Origin of the sequence: Micromonospora foliorum (assembly GCF_022229015.1) — a bacterium.
Taxonomy (GTDB): domain Bacteria; phylum Actinomycetota; class Actinomycetes; order Mycobacteriales; family Micromonosporaceae; genus Micromonospora; species Micromonospora foliorum.
Genome location: NZ_JAKKFF010000291.1, coordinates 1 through 13,091, shown reverse-complemented (window position 1 = coordinate 13,091; position 13,091 = coordinate 1). Strand labels below are relative to the sequence as shown.

Annotated in this window: 13 protein-coding genes and 2 pseudogenes; 12 read left to right on the top strand and 3 right to left on the bottom strand. The window is 71.7% G+C overall.

Translation table 11 applies throughout. The annotated features are described in order from the left end of the window. From PSH25_RS21260 to PSH25_RS21220, 9 genes and pseudogenes are all read left to right on the top strand, one after another. A pseudogene (locus PSH25_RS21260) lies at positions 1–223 on the top strand (hypothetical protein); the annotation flags it as partial. A gap of 10 nt (positions 224–233) precedes the next feature. Then, on the top strand, positions 234–1,655 hold the full coding sequence (mycP, locus tag PSH25_RS21255; RefSeq protein ID WP_238660748.1) for a type VII secretion-associated serine protease mycosin: 1,422 nt from the start codon (positions 234–236) through the stop codon (positions 1,653–1,655). 192 nt (positions 1,656–1,847) lie between these two features. Next, complete coding sequence (locus PSH25_RS21250; protein ID WP_274527750.1) at positions 1,848–2,660, top strand: TIGR03936 family radical SAM-associated protein; 813 nt, start codon at positions 1,848–1,850, stop codon at positions 2,658–2,660. 131 nt (positions 2,661–2,791) lie between these two features. Next, entirely contained in the window at positions 2,792–5,905 is a 3,114-nt protein-coding gene (locus PSH25_RS21245) for an Rne/Rng family ribonuclease (protein WP_238660747.1), read from the top strand. 116 nt (positions 5,906–6,021) lie between these two features. Next, complete coding sequence (locus PSH25_RS21240; RefSeq protein WP_238660746.1) at positions 6,022–6,516, top strand: hypothetical protein; 495 nt, start codon at positions 6,022–6,024, stop codon at positions 6,514–6,516. Between the two features lie 166 nt (positions 6,517–6,682). Next, the gene (rplU, locus tag PSH25_RS21235; RefSeq protein ID WP_007464063.1) at positions 6,683–6,997 is read left to right on the top strand and encodes a 50S ribosomal protein L21; all 315 of its coding nucleotides are present in this window, start codon (positions 6,683–6,685) and stop codon (positions 6,995–6,997) included. An 11-nt stretch (positions 6,998–7,008) separates the two neighbouring features. Next, the gene (gene rpmA, locus PSH25_RS21230; RefSeq protein ID WP_007464062.1) at positions 7,009–7,263 is read left to right on the top strand and encodes a 50S ribosomal protein L27; all 255 of its coding nucleotides are present in this window, start codon (positions 7,009–7,011) and stop codon (positions 7,261–7,263) included. A 93-nt stretch (positions 7,264–7,356) separates the two neighbouring features. Then, a complete protein-coding gene (gene obgE / locus PSH25_RS21225) occupies positions 7,357–8,832 on the top strand; it encodes a GTPase ObgE (RefSeq protein WP_238660745.1) in 1,476 nt (491 codons plus the stop codon). A gap of 70 nt (positions 8,833–8,902) precedes the next feature. Beyond that, entirely contained in the window at positions 8,903–9,352 is a 450-nt protein-coding gene (locus tag PSH25_RS21220; RefSeq protein ID WP_238660744.1) for a GNAT family N-acetyltransferase, read from the top strand. Between the two features lie 30 nt (positions 9,353–9,382). Here PSH25_RS21220 and PSH25_RS21215 read toward each other — a convergent pair whose 3' ends face one another. Continuing rightward, on the bottom strand, positions 9,383–10,042 hold the full coding sequence (locus tag PSH25_RS21215) for a DUF6766 family protein (RefSeq protein ID WP_091409920.1): 660 nt from the start codon (positions 10,040–10,042) through the stop codon (positions 9,383–9,385). 65 nt (positions 10,043–10,107) lie between these two features. After that, positions 10,108–10,599 (bottom strand): DUF4383 domain-containing protein, encoded by a 492-nt coding sequence (locus tag PSH25_RS21210; RefSeq protein WP_238660743.1) that lies wholly within the window; start codon positions 10,597–10,599, stop codon positions 10,108–10,110. 229 nt (positions 10,600–10,828) lie between these two features. Here PSH25_RS21210 and PSH25_RS21205 point away from each other — a divergent pair, with 229 nt between their 5' ends. The 3 genes from PSH25_RS21205 to PSH25_RS21195 are packed head-to-tail and all read left to right on the top strand — an operon-like array spanning position 10,829 to position 12,733. Next, the gene (locus PSH25_RS21205) at positions 10,829–11,608 is read left to right on the top strand and encodes a hypothetical protein (RefSeq protein WP_238660742.1); all 780 of its coding nucleotides are present in this window, start codon (positions 10,829–10,831) and stop codon (positions 11,606–11,608) included. A 31-nt stretch (positions 11,609–11,639) separates the two neighbouring features. Beyond that, complete coding sequence (locus PSH25_RS21200; protein WP_238660741.1) at positions 11,640–12,107, top strand: phage holin family protein; 468 nt, start codon at positions 11,640–11,642, stop codon at positions 12,105–12,107. Then, the gene (locus PSH25_RS21195) at positions 12,104–12,733 is read left to right on the top strand and encodes a DUF3618 domain-containing protein (protein WP_238660740.1); all 630 of its coding nucleotides are present in this window, start codon (positions 12,104–12,106) and stop codon (positions 12,731–12,733) included. Before PSH25_RS21200 ends, PSH25_RS21195 begins: the two co-directional genes overlap by 4 nt. An 89-nt stretch (positions 12,734–12,822) precedes the next feature. On the opposite strand, the pseudogene PSH25_RS21190 reads toward PSH25_RS21195, so the two are convergent. After that, a pseudogene (locus PSH25_RS21190) lies at positions 12,823–13,091 on the bottom strand (glycosyltransferase family 2 protein); the annotation flags it as partial.

Genomic DNA, 13,091 nt, shown 5'->3' with positions numbered 1-13,091 from the left:
GAACGCGTTGCGCACCGCCCAGGCCGCCGGTGGCGCCGGGATGGCGGGCGGCGCGCGTGGTGCGGGCGTCGGCGGTGCCGGAATGATGGGCGGCGGCATGATGGGCGGCGCGGGTGGCGCCGGGCAGGGTGGCAGCACCGGCTCGGAGCACTCGTCGTGGTTGACTGAGGATGACGATCCGTGGGGCCCTGGTGACGGGGCGTCCCCGGGTGTCCTTCGATGAGGATGGACGGATGAGGGTGAACGTCGGAAGCCTCCGGCCGATAGTCGCCTGTCTGCTGGCGGGGTTCCTGGTGGTGGGGGCCGCTCAACCGGCGGCCGCCGCGCCCCGACGGGCCGAGCAGTGGTATCTGGACGAGCTCCGGATCGACCAGGTGCACAAGATCTCGACCGGGCGGGGCGTGGTCGTGGCCGTGATCGACAGTGGCGTCGAGGCCAGCCACCCGGATCTGCGCGGTCAGGTGCTTCCCGGTGGTCGCAGCTACGGCGCCTCCGGAGACGGCCGGTCAGACGACGACGGACACGGCACGCACATGGCCGGGATCATCGCGGCGAAACCCAGCCGCGACGGGGTGGACGGCATCGCCCCCGGCGTGAAGATCCTGCCCATCAAGATGCGCAAGGAGGACGGCTCCTACACCGACGCCGGGGTTGCCAAGGGCATTCGGATGGCCGTCGACGGCGGGGCCAAAGTGATCAACATGTCCATTGGTGGCCCCGGCCTCGCCAATCCCGTGCAGAAGAGCGCAATCCAGTACGCGTTGGACCATGACGTCGTCCTGGTTGCCTCTGCGGGTAACACCGCCAAGGGCCATACCGCCGTGGGTAAGCCCGCCAACACCCCTGGTGTGATCGCGGTGACCGGGACAACCAAGGGCGGCGCGTTCTGGTCCGGCTCCGTCCAAGGGCCGGAGGCGGTGGTCGCCGCTCCTGGCGACAGCGTTTACAACGTCACCAACGAGGGGGGCTACGGCTGGGGTGACGGTACCTCCGACTCCGGTGCGATCGTCTCCGCTCTGGCCGCGTTGATCCGGGCCAAGTATCCCGACCTCAACGCTCCGAGCGTGATCAACCGGATCATCCGGACCGCGCGGGACGCGGGCCCGTCCGGGCGAGATCCGCAGTACGGCTTCGGGGTGATCGACCCGATGAGGGCGCTGACCGCGAACGTGCCACCGGTCACCGCCAACCCGCTGCTCGACCCGGCCGCGGCGGCGTCGACCGACCCGGGCGCGACCCGTGCCGAGGGTGCGGACGAGGAGTTCGACGTCACCCAGCACGGCGACCGCGGTGGTCCGACCGACCAGCAGGTCATGGTGGTCGGCATCGGCATCGCCGTGGTGCTGGTGTTGCTGCTGGGGCTGGCGGTCTTCCTCATCTGGAACCGCCGTCGGTACCGGCGGGAGGCGGCCCGGGCCGCCGACATCCCGGACGAGGTGCTCGACCGGGCGGCTGCCGGCACGTACCCGTCACCGGACGCCGGTTACGCCCCGCCGCCCGGTTACGCCCCGCCGCCCGGCTACCCGCCGCCGCCCGGTTACGGCCCGCCCTCCGGTGGCCCGCCCTCCGGCTACGGCCCTCCTCCCGGTTACGGCCCGCCGTCCGGTTACGGCCCGCCGGGCGGGGCGCCGCCCGCCCCGCCGAGGGAGCGGTAACCGGCCCCGATCGTGATGGCCGGCTGGTGACCTCCGGGTCACCGGCCGGCCATCGGCTTTTCGCGGCGGCCGGCTGGAGGACCTGCGGGTCGCCGCCGACGGGATGGCCGCGACCCTGACGACCGGTTTGCACCCGTCTGCCGGGGCGATCCGACCGCCCCGGTTGCGTACCGTCACGAGCCCTGCGCCAGGATGGGCGGACACGCAGGTACACCCGAGGAGCCCACGATCGCCAGAAAGCCTCAACCCGAGGGCGGCCAGGCACCGGTCGTCCAGCGCGTCCGCATTCGGTACGCCAAGCGCGGGCCGCTGCGATTCACCTCGCACCGGGACTTCGCCCGGGCGTTCGAGCGCGCGCTACGCCGGGCCGCTGTGCCGGTCGCCTTCTCCCAGGGTTTCCACCCGCACCCGAAGATCTCCTACGCCAGCGCCGCGCCCACCGGGGTGGCGAGCGAGGCGGAGTACCTGGAAATCGCCCTCCAGGCCGAGGTGGACCCGGAGGCGCTACGCGCCGCGTTGGACGCCGCGCTCTCGCCGGGGCTGGACGTCCTGGACGCCGTGATCGCCGAGGGCGGCAACCTGCCGGACCGGATCGAGGCGTCGTACTGGCACATCGAGTTGCCCGAGGTCGACACAGCGGTGCTGCGCGCCGCGGTGGACGCCTTCATCGCCGCCGAGGAAGTGCTGGTCGAGCGGATGACCAAGCAGGGCCGACGCACTTTCGACGCCCGTGCCGCCGTGATGTCGATCGATGTCCTACCGCCTACGCCGACGCCTTCCGGGGCGCCGGCCGTACCGTGTGCGATACTCGAACTGGTCGTGCGGCAGGTCACCCCGTCCGTACGGCCCGATGACGTCCTTTCCGGCCTCCGCGTGGTGGCCGACCTGGAGCCGCCGGTTTCGCCGAGGGTGACCCGGCTGGCTCAGGGCACGTTGACCGCGCAGGGTGCGATCGTGGATCCGTTGGATGCGGACCGCGGCGGGGCAGCCATCGTTGGGCACTGACCGACGGTCGGTGTTCTGGCAGGCAGACTTCGGCGGTCGCGCACCACGCGCGCCCGGCGGAAACACTTTTGCGGCGACCCTGCGTGGCAGCGCTCACCCGCGCCCGGGCTAGCCAGAACTGGAGAACGTCCATGCTCGAGAACGAGCCCGAGGGCGGCGAACGGACCGGTTCACAGCCGGCCAGCGAGACCGCCGACCAGAGCACCACGGCCGACGGCGCCGCCGTCGAGACCTCCACCACCGCGGTCGGTTCGGCCTCGGTGGAACCAGCCGGCGCGGAGAGCGCTCCCGGTGAGGCCGCCGAGCCGGCCGCCCCGGTGCGGCGTACCCGGGCGACCCGTCGCCGGGCCGCCCCGCTCAACCAGCCGGAGCAGACCGATGCCCCGGCCGAGGCGTCCACCGGTGGGACCGGCAGCGTCGAGTCGCCGCAGGCGGAAGTCTTCGCCCCGATCTCCGGTGACCTGGACGTCGCCCCCAAGACCCCCCGGCGCCGCCGCAAGGCCACCCCCGTCGAGACGACCGCCGAGGAGCCGCTGGTCGCCGCCTCCGCGGAGGCGGCCTCGGGCGAGGTTGTTCCGCCGGTCAAGGTGACCCGTACCCGACGCAAGAAGGCCACCCCGGCTGCCGTCGAGGAGCCGCCCGCCACCGAGGAGCCGGTCGCCGCCGACGAGCTGCCCGCCGTCGAGGAGCCGGTCGCCGAGGAGCCGGTCGTCGCCGAGGAGCCGGCGGAGTCCGACCTGCGCGAGGCCGAGGCCGAGCTGAACGACTCCGAGGCCCTCCCGAGCACGTCCGCCGCCGAGCTGGCCTGGAGCAGCAGGGCGCAGGAGCGCTCCGGCGAGGTGTCACCGGGTGCGGCCGTCTCCAACGTGACAGCTGAGCCGGCCGAGATCGAGCCGGAGCAGCCGCGTACCCGTCGTCGGCGGGCTGCGCTCTCCGCGCCCACCGTGCTGTTCATGGCCCCCCAGCCGGACGCTGTGCCGGTGACCCGACCGGTGGAGCCCGCTGCGGCGACCGAGGAGTCGGCCGTCGAGGAAGCCGCCGAGCCGTCCCGCCGCCGTCGGCGTGGTCGCCGCGAGGTCGAGCCGGTGGAGCCCGTCGAGGCGATCGAGGCTGAAGAGGAACCGACCGAGGAGGCCGACGAGGCCGCCGAGGCGGATGAGGACGACGAGGACAGCGCCGCCGCGCGCCGCCGCCGCCGGCGTGGTCGCCGGGGCCGGGGCCGGGGCAAGGGCGGGGCCGACGACGCCGAGGACGAGGAGTCCGAGGAGGCGGCGCAGGCAGATGAGGAAGAGACCGCCGAGGCCGAGGCCGAGGCCGAGGGCGACGAGGACGAGGAGTCCGAGGGCGGGGACGGCCTGACCCGTCGTCGCCGCCGCCGTCGCCGGCGTGGCGCCGGTGACACCGAGGGCGCGGCGGACGACGGCGTGCCGACCGTGGTGAAAATCCGCGAGCCGCGCCGGACCGTCGACGAGGTGCAGGGTGTGTCCGGCTCGACCCGGCTGGAGGCCAAGCGCCAGCGCCGCCGGGACGGTCGGGAGCAGCGTCGTACCCGCCCGCCGATCCTCAGCGAGTCGGAGTTCCTGGCGCGCCGGGAGGCTGTCGACCGGGTGATGGCGGTTCGCCAGCGCGGTGACCGCACCCAGATCGCCGTTCTGGAGGACGGCGTGCTGGTCGAGCACTACGTCACCCGCAACTCCTCCGGGACGATGGCCGGCAACGTGTACCTGGGCAAGGTGCAGAACGTGCTGCCGAGCATGGAGGCCGCGTTCGTCGACGTCGGCCGGGGCCGCAACGCCGTGCTGTACGCCGGTGAGGTCAACTGGGACACCTCCGGGCTGGAGGGGCGGGCCCGCTCGATCGAGCAGGCGCTGCGCTCCGGCGACTCGGTGCTGGTCCAGGTCACCAAGGACCCGATCGGGCACAAGGGCGCCCGGCTGACCAGCCACATCGCGCTTTCGGGCCGGCACCTGGTCTACGTGCCCAACGGCAATGCCTCCGGGATCAGCCGCAAGCTGCCGGACAACGAGCGCAAGCGGCTGCGGGACGTGCTCAAGAAGCTGGTTCCGGACGGCGCGGGCGTGATCGTCCGGACGGCCGCCGAGGGCGCCACCGAGGACGAGCTGGCCCGTGACGTCAAGCGGCTCCAGGCGCAGTGGGAGGACATCCAGGCCAAGGCCGCCGAGGGTGGCGCCCCGGCGCTGCTCTACGGGGAGCCTGACCTGGTCATCCGCGTGGTCCGTGACCTGTTCAACGAGGACTTCCGCGAGCTGGTGATCGAGGGCGAGCAGTCGTACGACATCGTCGAGTCGTACCTGTCGCACGTCTCTCCGGACCTGGTGGACCGGGTGCGCCGGCACGTCGGCACGAGCGACGTCTTCGCCGAGTACCGGATCGACGAGCAAATCATCAAGGGTCTGGACCGCAAGGTCTTCCTGCCCTCCGGCGGCTCGCTGGTGATCGACCGCACCGAGGCGATGACCGTCGTCGACGTCAACACCGGCAAGTACACCGGCTCCGGGGGCAACCTGGAGGAGACGGTCACCCGCAACAACCTGGAGGCGGCGGAGGAGATCGTCCGCCAGCTCCGGTTGCGCGACATCGGCGGCATCGTGGTGATCGACTTCATCGACATGGTGCTGGAGTCGAACCGTGAGCTGGTGCTGCGCCGGCTCACCGAGTGCCTGGGTCGGGACCGCACCAAGCACCAGGTCACCGAGATCACCTCGCTCGGCCTGGTGCAGATGACCCGTAAGCGGATCGGCGCGGGCCTGCTGGAGGCGTTCAGCGAGACCTGCGAGTGCTGCAAGGGCCGGGGCGTCATCATCCACACCGAGCCGGTGCCGGAGAAGCCGCGCCCCGTCGGTGCGGGGGAGAAGGTCAAGGCGGTCGCCTCGGCGGTGGCTCCCGCTCCGGCGGCCGAGCCGAGTGCCGCCTCGTCCCGCCGCCGGGCACGCAAGAGCGCGCCGGCGGAACGGGCCGTCGTGGAGGTCGTCGACACCGACACCACCGCGGAACCGGGCGCCGACTACCAGGACACCATGGGCTACGACCTGTCCCGCTACGAGTCGGACACCGCCGCCGCGCCGGCGATCTCCGACGCTCAGCAGGGTGAGTCGGCTCGGCTGGCCGCGGCGGACGACCCGGACGCGCTCGCCGACGGTGAGGGCGACGAGGAGACCACCGAGGGTGGTGGCGGCCGTCGCCGGTCGCGTCGCGGTGGCGCCCGTCGGCGGACCCGCCCCTGAGCGCCTGACCGGCCACGTGTTTGACGAGGTCCCTCTCCCGGCAATGTGACGGGGGAGGGACCTCGCCGTTGCGGCCACCCGGTCCTCAATCGGCCGTCCCAGGTCAGGAGAAGAAGATGCGCCGTCTGCTCGTCGTCACCGCGCTGCTCACCATGCTCTCCGGCGCGGCCGGCTGCTCCACCGACGGGCCCACCGGTGGTGCGGCCGAGGGCGCCGGCTCGGCCGCCGCTGGCGCCTCTCCCGGGCCGACCGCCATGCCGGCCAGCGGTGGGGTGGCGGGTGGCAACGCCACCGAGGTCTGCACCGCCGCGCAGGAGGCCAGCGCCACCGCCGTCCGGACGTACGTGGCGGAGCTGGGCCACATGCTCGCGGCGGTGGGCGCCGGGGACAGCCGTACGGCCGAGGCCGCCCGGGGTCGGGCCGAGGCGGCGCTGGCCGACTGGCGGACCGTGCTGCGGGAGCAGTCGGGGCGGACCAACGATCCGCAGCTCAAGACGCTGCTCACCGACATCGGGACCGAGGTTTCCGCGCTCGGCGCCGACGTCGAGTCGATCGACGAGACCGAACTCGACCGGCTCCAGCAGCGCCTCGACCAGCTCTGCGCGCGTTGACCAGGGCGGGCCGGTTTGGGGTCCGGGCCAGCAATGGCGTACTCTTGCCTGCGGCCCACCTTTGGTGTGCCGAGTTCCCGTGTGCCCGCGCCGCCGTGCACTGCTACCCGGCGAGCCGCCGCGGGGACGACCGCCAGCAGCCTCAACGACAGGGAGTCCGCCTCCGATGTACGCGATCGTCAAGACCGGCGGCAAGCAGTACAAGGTCGCCGAGGGCGACGTGATCGAGGTCGAGAAGCTCACCGGTGCCCCCGGTGACGCGGTGAAGCTCACCGCGGTGCTCCTCGTCGACGGTGACGACCTGGTGACCGACGCGGCGAAGCTTGCCGAGGTCGCGGTGTCCGGCGAAATCGCCGCGCACACCAAGGGCCCGAAGATCCGGATCCACAAGTTCAAGAACAAGACCGGCTACCACAAGCGCCAGGGTCACCGCCAGCCGTTGACCCAGGTCAAGGTGACCGGCATCTCCAGCGGGAAGTAGGTCGTCCTCCAATGGCTCACAAAAAGGGTGCGTCCAGCTCGCGTAACGGTCGTGACTCCGCGGCCCAGCGACTCGGCGTGAAGCGCTTCGGTGGTCAGGTTGTCAGCGCCGGTGAGATCATCATCCGGCAGCGTGGCACCAAGTTCCACCCCGGTGACCTGGTCGGCCGTGGCGGCGACGACACGCTGTTCGCGCTGTCGGCCGGTGCGGTCCTGTTCGGCACCAAGCGCGGTCGCAAGACCGTCAGCATCGTTCCGCAGCAGTAGTTCTCGGGCTAAGCGGGCCGCGGACCTCCGGGTCCCGGCCCGCTTAGCCTTTTTCGAAGTGCGAGGTCGAGCCTCGCTGGAAGGATTGACGCCGTGGCAACGTTCGTTGACCGGGTCGTTCTGCATCTGCAGGCCGGCGATGGCGGGCACGGTTGTGCCTCGATCCACCGCGAGAAGTTCAAGCCCTTCGGTGGGCCGGACGGCGGCAACGGTGGGCACGGGGGCAGCGTGTCCCTGGTGGTCGACCCGCAGGTGACCACGCTGCTCGACTTCCACTTCCACCCGCACGTCAAGGCCGACAACGGCAAGGGCGGCGCCGGCTCGAACCGGGACGGGGCCAACGGCCACAACCTGGTGCTCAAGGTGCCCAACGGCACCGTGGTGCAGACCTCCGACGGCACCGTGCTGGCCGACATGGTCGGCGCCGGCACCACCTTCGAGGTCGCCCGCGGCGGGCGCGGCGGGCGGGGCAACGCCTCGCTGGCCAACGCCAAGCGCAAGGCACCCGGCTTCGCCGAGCTGGGGGAGCCCGGCGACCAGCTGGACATCGTGCTGGAGCTGAAGAGCGTCGCCGACGTGGGCCTGGTGGGCTTCCCGTCGGCCGGCAAGTCGTCGCTGATCTCGGTGATCTCCGCCGCGAAGCCGAAGATCGCCGACTACCCATTCACCACCCTGGTGCCCAACCTCGGTGTGGTCCGGATGGACAACCACACCTTCACCGTCGCGGACGTGCCGGGTCTGATCCCCGGCGCGGCCACCGGCAAGGGGCTGGGCCTGGAGTTCCTGCGGCACATCGAGCGCTGCGCGGTGTTGGTGCACGTCATCGACTCGGCGACCCTGGAGCCCGGCCGTGACCCGGTGGCCGACATCGACGCCATCGAGGCCGAGCTGAGCCAGTACGGCGGCCTGACCGATCGCCCACGGCTGGTCGCCATCAACAAGATCGACGTGCCGGACGGCCGCGACCTCGCCGAGATCGTGCGCCCCGACCTGGAGGAGCGCGGTTACCAGGTGTTCGAGGTCTCCGCGGCCACCCGCGAAGGACTCAAGGAGCTGACCTACGCGATGGCCGAGCTGGTCGACGCGGAGCGTAAGGCCGCCCCGCCCGCCGAGCCGACCCGGATCGTGATCCGCCCGATGGCGGTGGACGACGACGGTTTCACCATCACCGCCGAGGCGGACGGCTCGTTCACCGTTCGCGGTGTCCGGCCGGAACGCTGGGTCAAGCAGACCAACTTCGACAACGACGAGGCGGTCGGGTACCTGGCTGACCGGCTGGCCCGGCTCGGGGTGGAGGACAAGCTGGCCAAGGCCGGCGCGCAGCCCGGTGATCTGGTCCGGATCGGCGCCCGCGAGTTCGACTGGCAGCCGACGCTCTTCGCCGGTGTGGACTTCGTACCCGGCAACCGGGGCACCGACGTCCGCCTGGAGGAGAAGTCAAACCGGGCTTCGGCCGCGGACCGGCTCGCCGCCCGGAAGGCTCGCCGGGTGCGGTCGGCGGACGAGGTGGGCGCGGACGCGTCCGACGACCTCGACGACGACCTCGACGACGAGGACGACGCCGAGTAGTTCGTTGCGCTCCGTGATGGGGTTGGTTTCCGGAAACCTCCCCGAAATCCACGCGTCCTAGCGTGGGCTGATGCTGATCGAGTCCCGTCCTGCCATCGATCCGGAGATCGCCGCCATGGTCACCGCGCAGCAGCGTGAGCTGCGCGAGGCCGATGGTGGGTTGGACGGGCAGGTCTTCGTCCCCCATGACGACGTCCGCTACCTGGCGGTGGTGGTGAACGGTCGGGCGGTCGCCTGCGGTGGGCTCCAGGCGCTCGATGCCGAGACCGGCGAGGTCAAGCGGATGTACGTCCGGCCCGCGTACCGGGGGCGGGGGATCGGTCGTCAGTTGCTCGCCGCGCTGGAGGAGTGCGCGTTCCGGCAGGGGCACTCGGTGGTCTGCCTGGAGACGGGCACCTACCTGCCGGCCGCGGTCGCCTTGTACACCTCGTGCGGCTACCAGCGGATCCCGGTCTACGGCGAGTACGTGGGCAACCCGTACAGCGTCTGTTTCGCCAAACGGTTGCCGGTCGCGGCCTGACGGCCGCGTCGCCGCCGCCGCGCCGCCGTTTCAGGCGCCGGTGCTGGCGTGCTCGACGGTCACCGGCTTCGACTCCGGCGAGGCGTGCTGGCGCAACACGATGCTGAGCAGGATCAGCGCGCCGACCGCGAGAAACTCGCTCTGCCAGTTCTGCATCGACTGGAACCAGAAGTCGCTGGTGCCGAGGAACTCCCACACCCCGATCGGCGGCGCGCCGCTCTGGAGCGCCTGCTCCTGGTTGTACGCGGCGGTGCCACCGAGCAGGTGGCCGACGAACGAACCGGCGAAGATCAGCAGCAGCGCCAGGGAGAGGCTGTTCCGGTAGATCACCAGCGGCAGGCCGCCGACGCGTACCGGCCAGGGTGACTGCGGGGTCGCCCGCCGCTCGTCGTCCTCCGGTCGGTCGGTCTGGTCCATCGGCTTCGACTCGGCCGAGCCCCGCTGCACCAGGTACGCGGTGAGCAGCACGTACCCGCCCATCTGGAGAAACTCCGACTCCCAGTTCTCGAAGACCGACTCGGCGAAGTGCCCACTGGTCAGGTACGCCGGCCAGCTCAGCGGCGCGGCGCCGAACTCGGTCAGCTCCTCATTGTGGGTCTGCCAGCCGAAGACGCTCTGCAGCACCAGGAAGACCAGAAACGCCCCCAGCATGGCGACGGCCAGGGCGTTGTCTCGCAGCCAACGGGGCATGATCGCACCTCCTTCGCCGGTCGATTACCCCTGTGCGCGTGACCGCGAAACCACAGAAGCCCAGTTCAGTGCCGGTCGGCGGGGTTGTCCAGGCGTCCGCCGGTGCCCGCCTGGTTCGACAGCAGCAGCCCGAGCGCGAGCATCCCGAAGCCGAGCGCGAGGTGCAGCCAGTTGTCGGCGTCGTTGATCGGCAGGATGTTCGCCCCGCCCTCCGGGTTGACCGCCTCGATCGCCAGGCCGTACAGCCAGAGGGCGAGGTAGGTCGCGCCACCGGCGGCCAGGAACACGCGGGCGCCGGCGACGCTGCGGGCCAGCACCAGGCCGACCAGCCCGAAGAGCAGGTGCACCGCGTTGTGCAGGATCGACACCTGGAACAGCCCGAGCAGGTGGGCGTCCGAGTGGTGCCCGGCGAACCGCAGCTCGCCGTAGTCGGTGGTGATGCCGGGGATGAAGCCGAGGACGCCGACCAGCAGGAAGACCGCGGCCACGATCAGCGCGGCAAGTTGGACCCGGGGTCGGGGGTGGGCCGCTCGGCCGCCCCGTGCGTCTCGTGCCATCGCTGCCCCCTCCGTGGATCTGCCGGCCTCGCGAACCTCACTGTCCGCAGCGGCGACGTGACGCAGCCCGACGATCCTCCATTTTGAAGTCCGTCCGGTGGGTCGCGCAGAGAAATGCACGAAGAGGTATGGAAGGCAGAACGCAGGGTAGGTGAATGGTCAGCGGCGGCGGCAACGCGCCGCATCCCCCCAGCACAACCGCGACGACTTTCTGAGCGGAAGGGACATCATGACTTACGATCTTTCATCTACCTCCTCCACGTACGGGCAGCAGTCGACCAACGGCGGTGGCGTCCGCGACCAGGCGCGCCAGGTCGGGTCGGAGGCCGCGCAGGCGGGTGGCGCGGTCGCCCAGACCGCCAAGGAGCAGGGCGTCGAGGTTGGCCGTGAGGCGGCCCGGCAGGCCCGCAACCTGTACGGCGAGGCCCGCAGCCAGCTCGCCAGCCAGACTGGTGAGCAGCAGCGCCGAGCCGCAGGTGGGCTGCGTTCGCTCGCCGACGAGATGCGCTCGATGGCCGAGCAGGGTGGCCAGGCCGGCCCGGTGACCGAGCTGGCCCGCCAGGCCGCCGACCGGGTGAACGGCGTCGCCGGTTGGCTTGAGCAGCGCGAGCCCGGCGACCTGATCACCGAGGTACGCGACTACGCGCGGCGTAACCCGGGCACCTTCCTGGTCGGCGCGGCGGTCCTCGGTGTGCTGGCCGGTCGGCTGACCCGAGGCATCTCGGCCGGCGGCGACGACTCCGGCAACGGTTCCTCGACCTACCGGGGCGCCGGGGCGTACGACCCGGAGCAGACCGCGGTGATCCCGACCCCGCCGCCGGCGCCCCGCGCGGTGCCGGACGCCGTCCCGCCGGGCGGCTACCTAGACCCAACCCCCGGCACCTACGCCGACCCGGCGCCCGGCCAGGGCGACTACCCGGAGCACTCCGGCACCGGTCAGCCACTGCCGCCGGTGACCCAGACCGACCCGCTGCCGGGCGTGCCGTCCAGCGGCAACCCCCGCCCGTGAGCCGCCGAGTCATCCGAAGGGAGACGACGGCATGAGCATGCCGACGCAGGGGTCCGGACTGGACTCCGGTTACCACCCCGACGCGGGTGCCCCGCACACCGCGTCGGAGGTGAAGAACAGCTCGCTCGGTGACCTGATGCGTCAGGTCACCACCGATCTGTCGACGCTGATGCGTCAGGAGGTCGAGCTGGCCAAGGCCGAGATCCGCCAGGAGGGCAAGAAGGCCGGCAAGGCCGCGGGCCTCTTCGGCGGTGCCGGCTTCGGCGGCTACATGGTGGCGCTCTTCGTGTCCATCGCCGTATGGCAGTTCCTGGACAACGTCATGGACTCCGGCCTGGCCGCGCTGATCGTGGCCGTGGTCTGGGCCGTGGTCGCTGCGGTCTTCTACTCGATGGCCAAGAAGAACGCCCAGCACGTACGCGGGCTCAAGCAGACCAACGACAGCGTGCAGCGGATCCCCGACGCGCTCAAGCCGCACCCGGAGGGAGTCACCCGATGAGCACCGATCCCGATCAGATCCGCCGGGAGATCGAAGCCACCCGTAACAGCCTCAGCTCCGATGTGGACGCGCTGGCGTACAAGGTCAACCCCAGCCGCATCGTCGACGACCGTAAGCAGCGGGCCCGTTCCGCTCTGCAGAATGTGAGGGACAAGGTCATGGGAACCGCGTCTGACCTCGGCCACGGCACCGGCCAGGCCGCCCACTCGGTGGGTGACCGCGCCTCGTCGGCGGCCTCCAGCGTCAGCGACGCCGCGCACTCGGCGGCGACCACTGTCAGCGACGCCGCGCACAGCGCGCCGCAGGTGATCCGGCAGAAGTCCCAGGGCAACCCTCTCGCCGCCGGCCTGATCGCGTTCGGGGTCGGCTGGCTGGCCTCGTCGCTGATCCCGGCCTCCCGCCGCGAGCAGCAGGCCGCCACCCAGGTCAAGGCCAAGGTCAGCGAGCACAGCGGGGCGGTGAAGGAGAAGCTGGGCGAGGTGGCGAGCGAGCTGCGCGAGCCGGCCCAGCAGGCCGCCGAGTCGGTGAAGTCCACCGCTCAGGACGCCGTGCACGCCGTCAAGGACGACACGAAGTCCGCCGCCCACGACGTCAAGGACCAGGCGAAGCACCACGCCACCTCCTGACCCCACCCCCAGAACCAGCACGTCAGCTCGCGGCCACCGCCCGGTGACCGCGAGCTGACGTGTGGGGAGTGAGCGCTGACCGGTGGGGTCTACCGGCCGTCCTGCCCCGACCGGGAGCGCAGGATCGCGCGGTTGGGCGGGGCGGGGTTGGCGGCTCGACGGATTCGGGTGTCGCCGTAGCGGACGCCGCCGAGCAGGAAGCGTTGGGCGACCGCCAGCCAGCCGCACACACCGCGTTCCAGCAGCCAGAGCGGGGCCGCCAGCGCCGTGGTCGGCGGGAACACCCGGCCACCGCCGGCACGGCGGCGACCCGTCTCGGCCAGGGCGACGACCCCGGCCACCGCGCCGAGGAGCACCC

Excerpts from the sequence above, each read along its gene's own strand:
- PSH25_RS21220 (WP_238660744.1), top strand. The coding sequence starts at position 8,903 with ATGCTGATCGAGTCCCGTCCTGCCATCGATCCGGAGATCGCCGCCATG.
- PSH25_RS21250 (WP_274527750.1), top strand. The coding sequence starts at position 1,848 with ATGGGCGGACACGCAGGTACACCCGAGGAGCCCACGATCGCCAGAAAG.
- PSH25_RS21240 (WP_238660746.1), top strand. The coding sequence starts at position 6,022 with ATGCGCCGTCTGCTCGTCGTCACCGCGCTGCTCACCATGCTCTCCGGC.
- PSH25_RS21200 (WP_238660741.1), top strand. The coding sequence starts at position 11,640 with ATGAGCATGCCGACGCAGGGGTCCGGACTGGACTCCGGTTACCACCCC.
- PSH25_RS21195 (WP_238660740.1), top strand. The coding sequence starts at position 12,104 with ATGAGCACCGATCCCGATCAGATCCGCCGGGAGATCGAAGCCACCCGT.
- PSH25_RS21205 (WP_238660742.1), top strand. The coding sequence starts at position 10,829 with ATGACTTACGATCTTTCATCTACCTCCTCCACGTACGGGCAGCAGTCG.
- mycP (WP_238660748.1), top strand. The coding sequence starts at position 234 with ATGAGGGTGAACGTCGGAAGCCTCCGGCCGATAGTCGCCTGTCTGCTG.
- rplU (WP_007464063.1), top strand. The coding sequence starts at position 6,683 with ATGTACGCGATCGTCAAGACCGGCGGCAAGCAGTACAAGGTCGCCGAG.
- PSH25_RS21245 (WP_238660747.1), top strand. The coding sequence starts at position 2,792 with ATGCTCGAGAACGAGCCCGAGGGCGGCGAACGGACCGGTTCACAGCCG.
- rpmA (WP_007464062.1), top strand. The coding sequence starts at position 7,009 with ATGGCTCACAAAAAGGGTGCGTCCAGCTCGCGTAACGGTCGTGACTCC.
- PSH25_RS21215 (WP_091409920.1), bottom strand. The coding sequence starts at position 10,042 with ATGCCCCGTTGGCTGCGAGACAACGCCCTGGCCGTCGCCATGCTGGGG.
- PSH25_RS21210 (WP_238660743.1), bottom strand. The coding sequence starts at position 10,599 with ATGGCACGAGACGCACGGGGCGGCCGAGCGGCCCACCCCCGACCCCGG.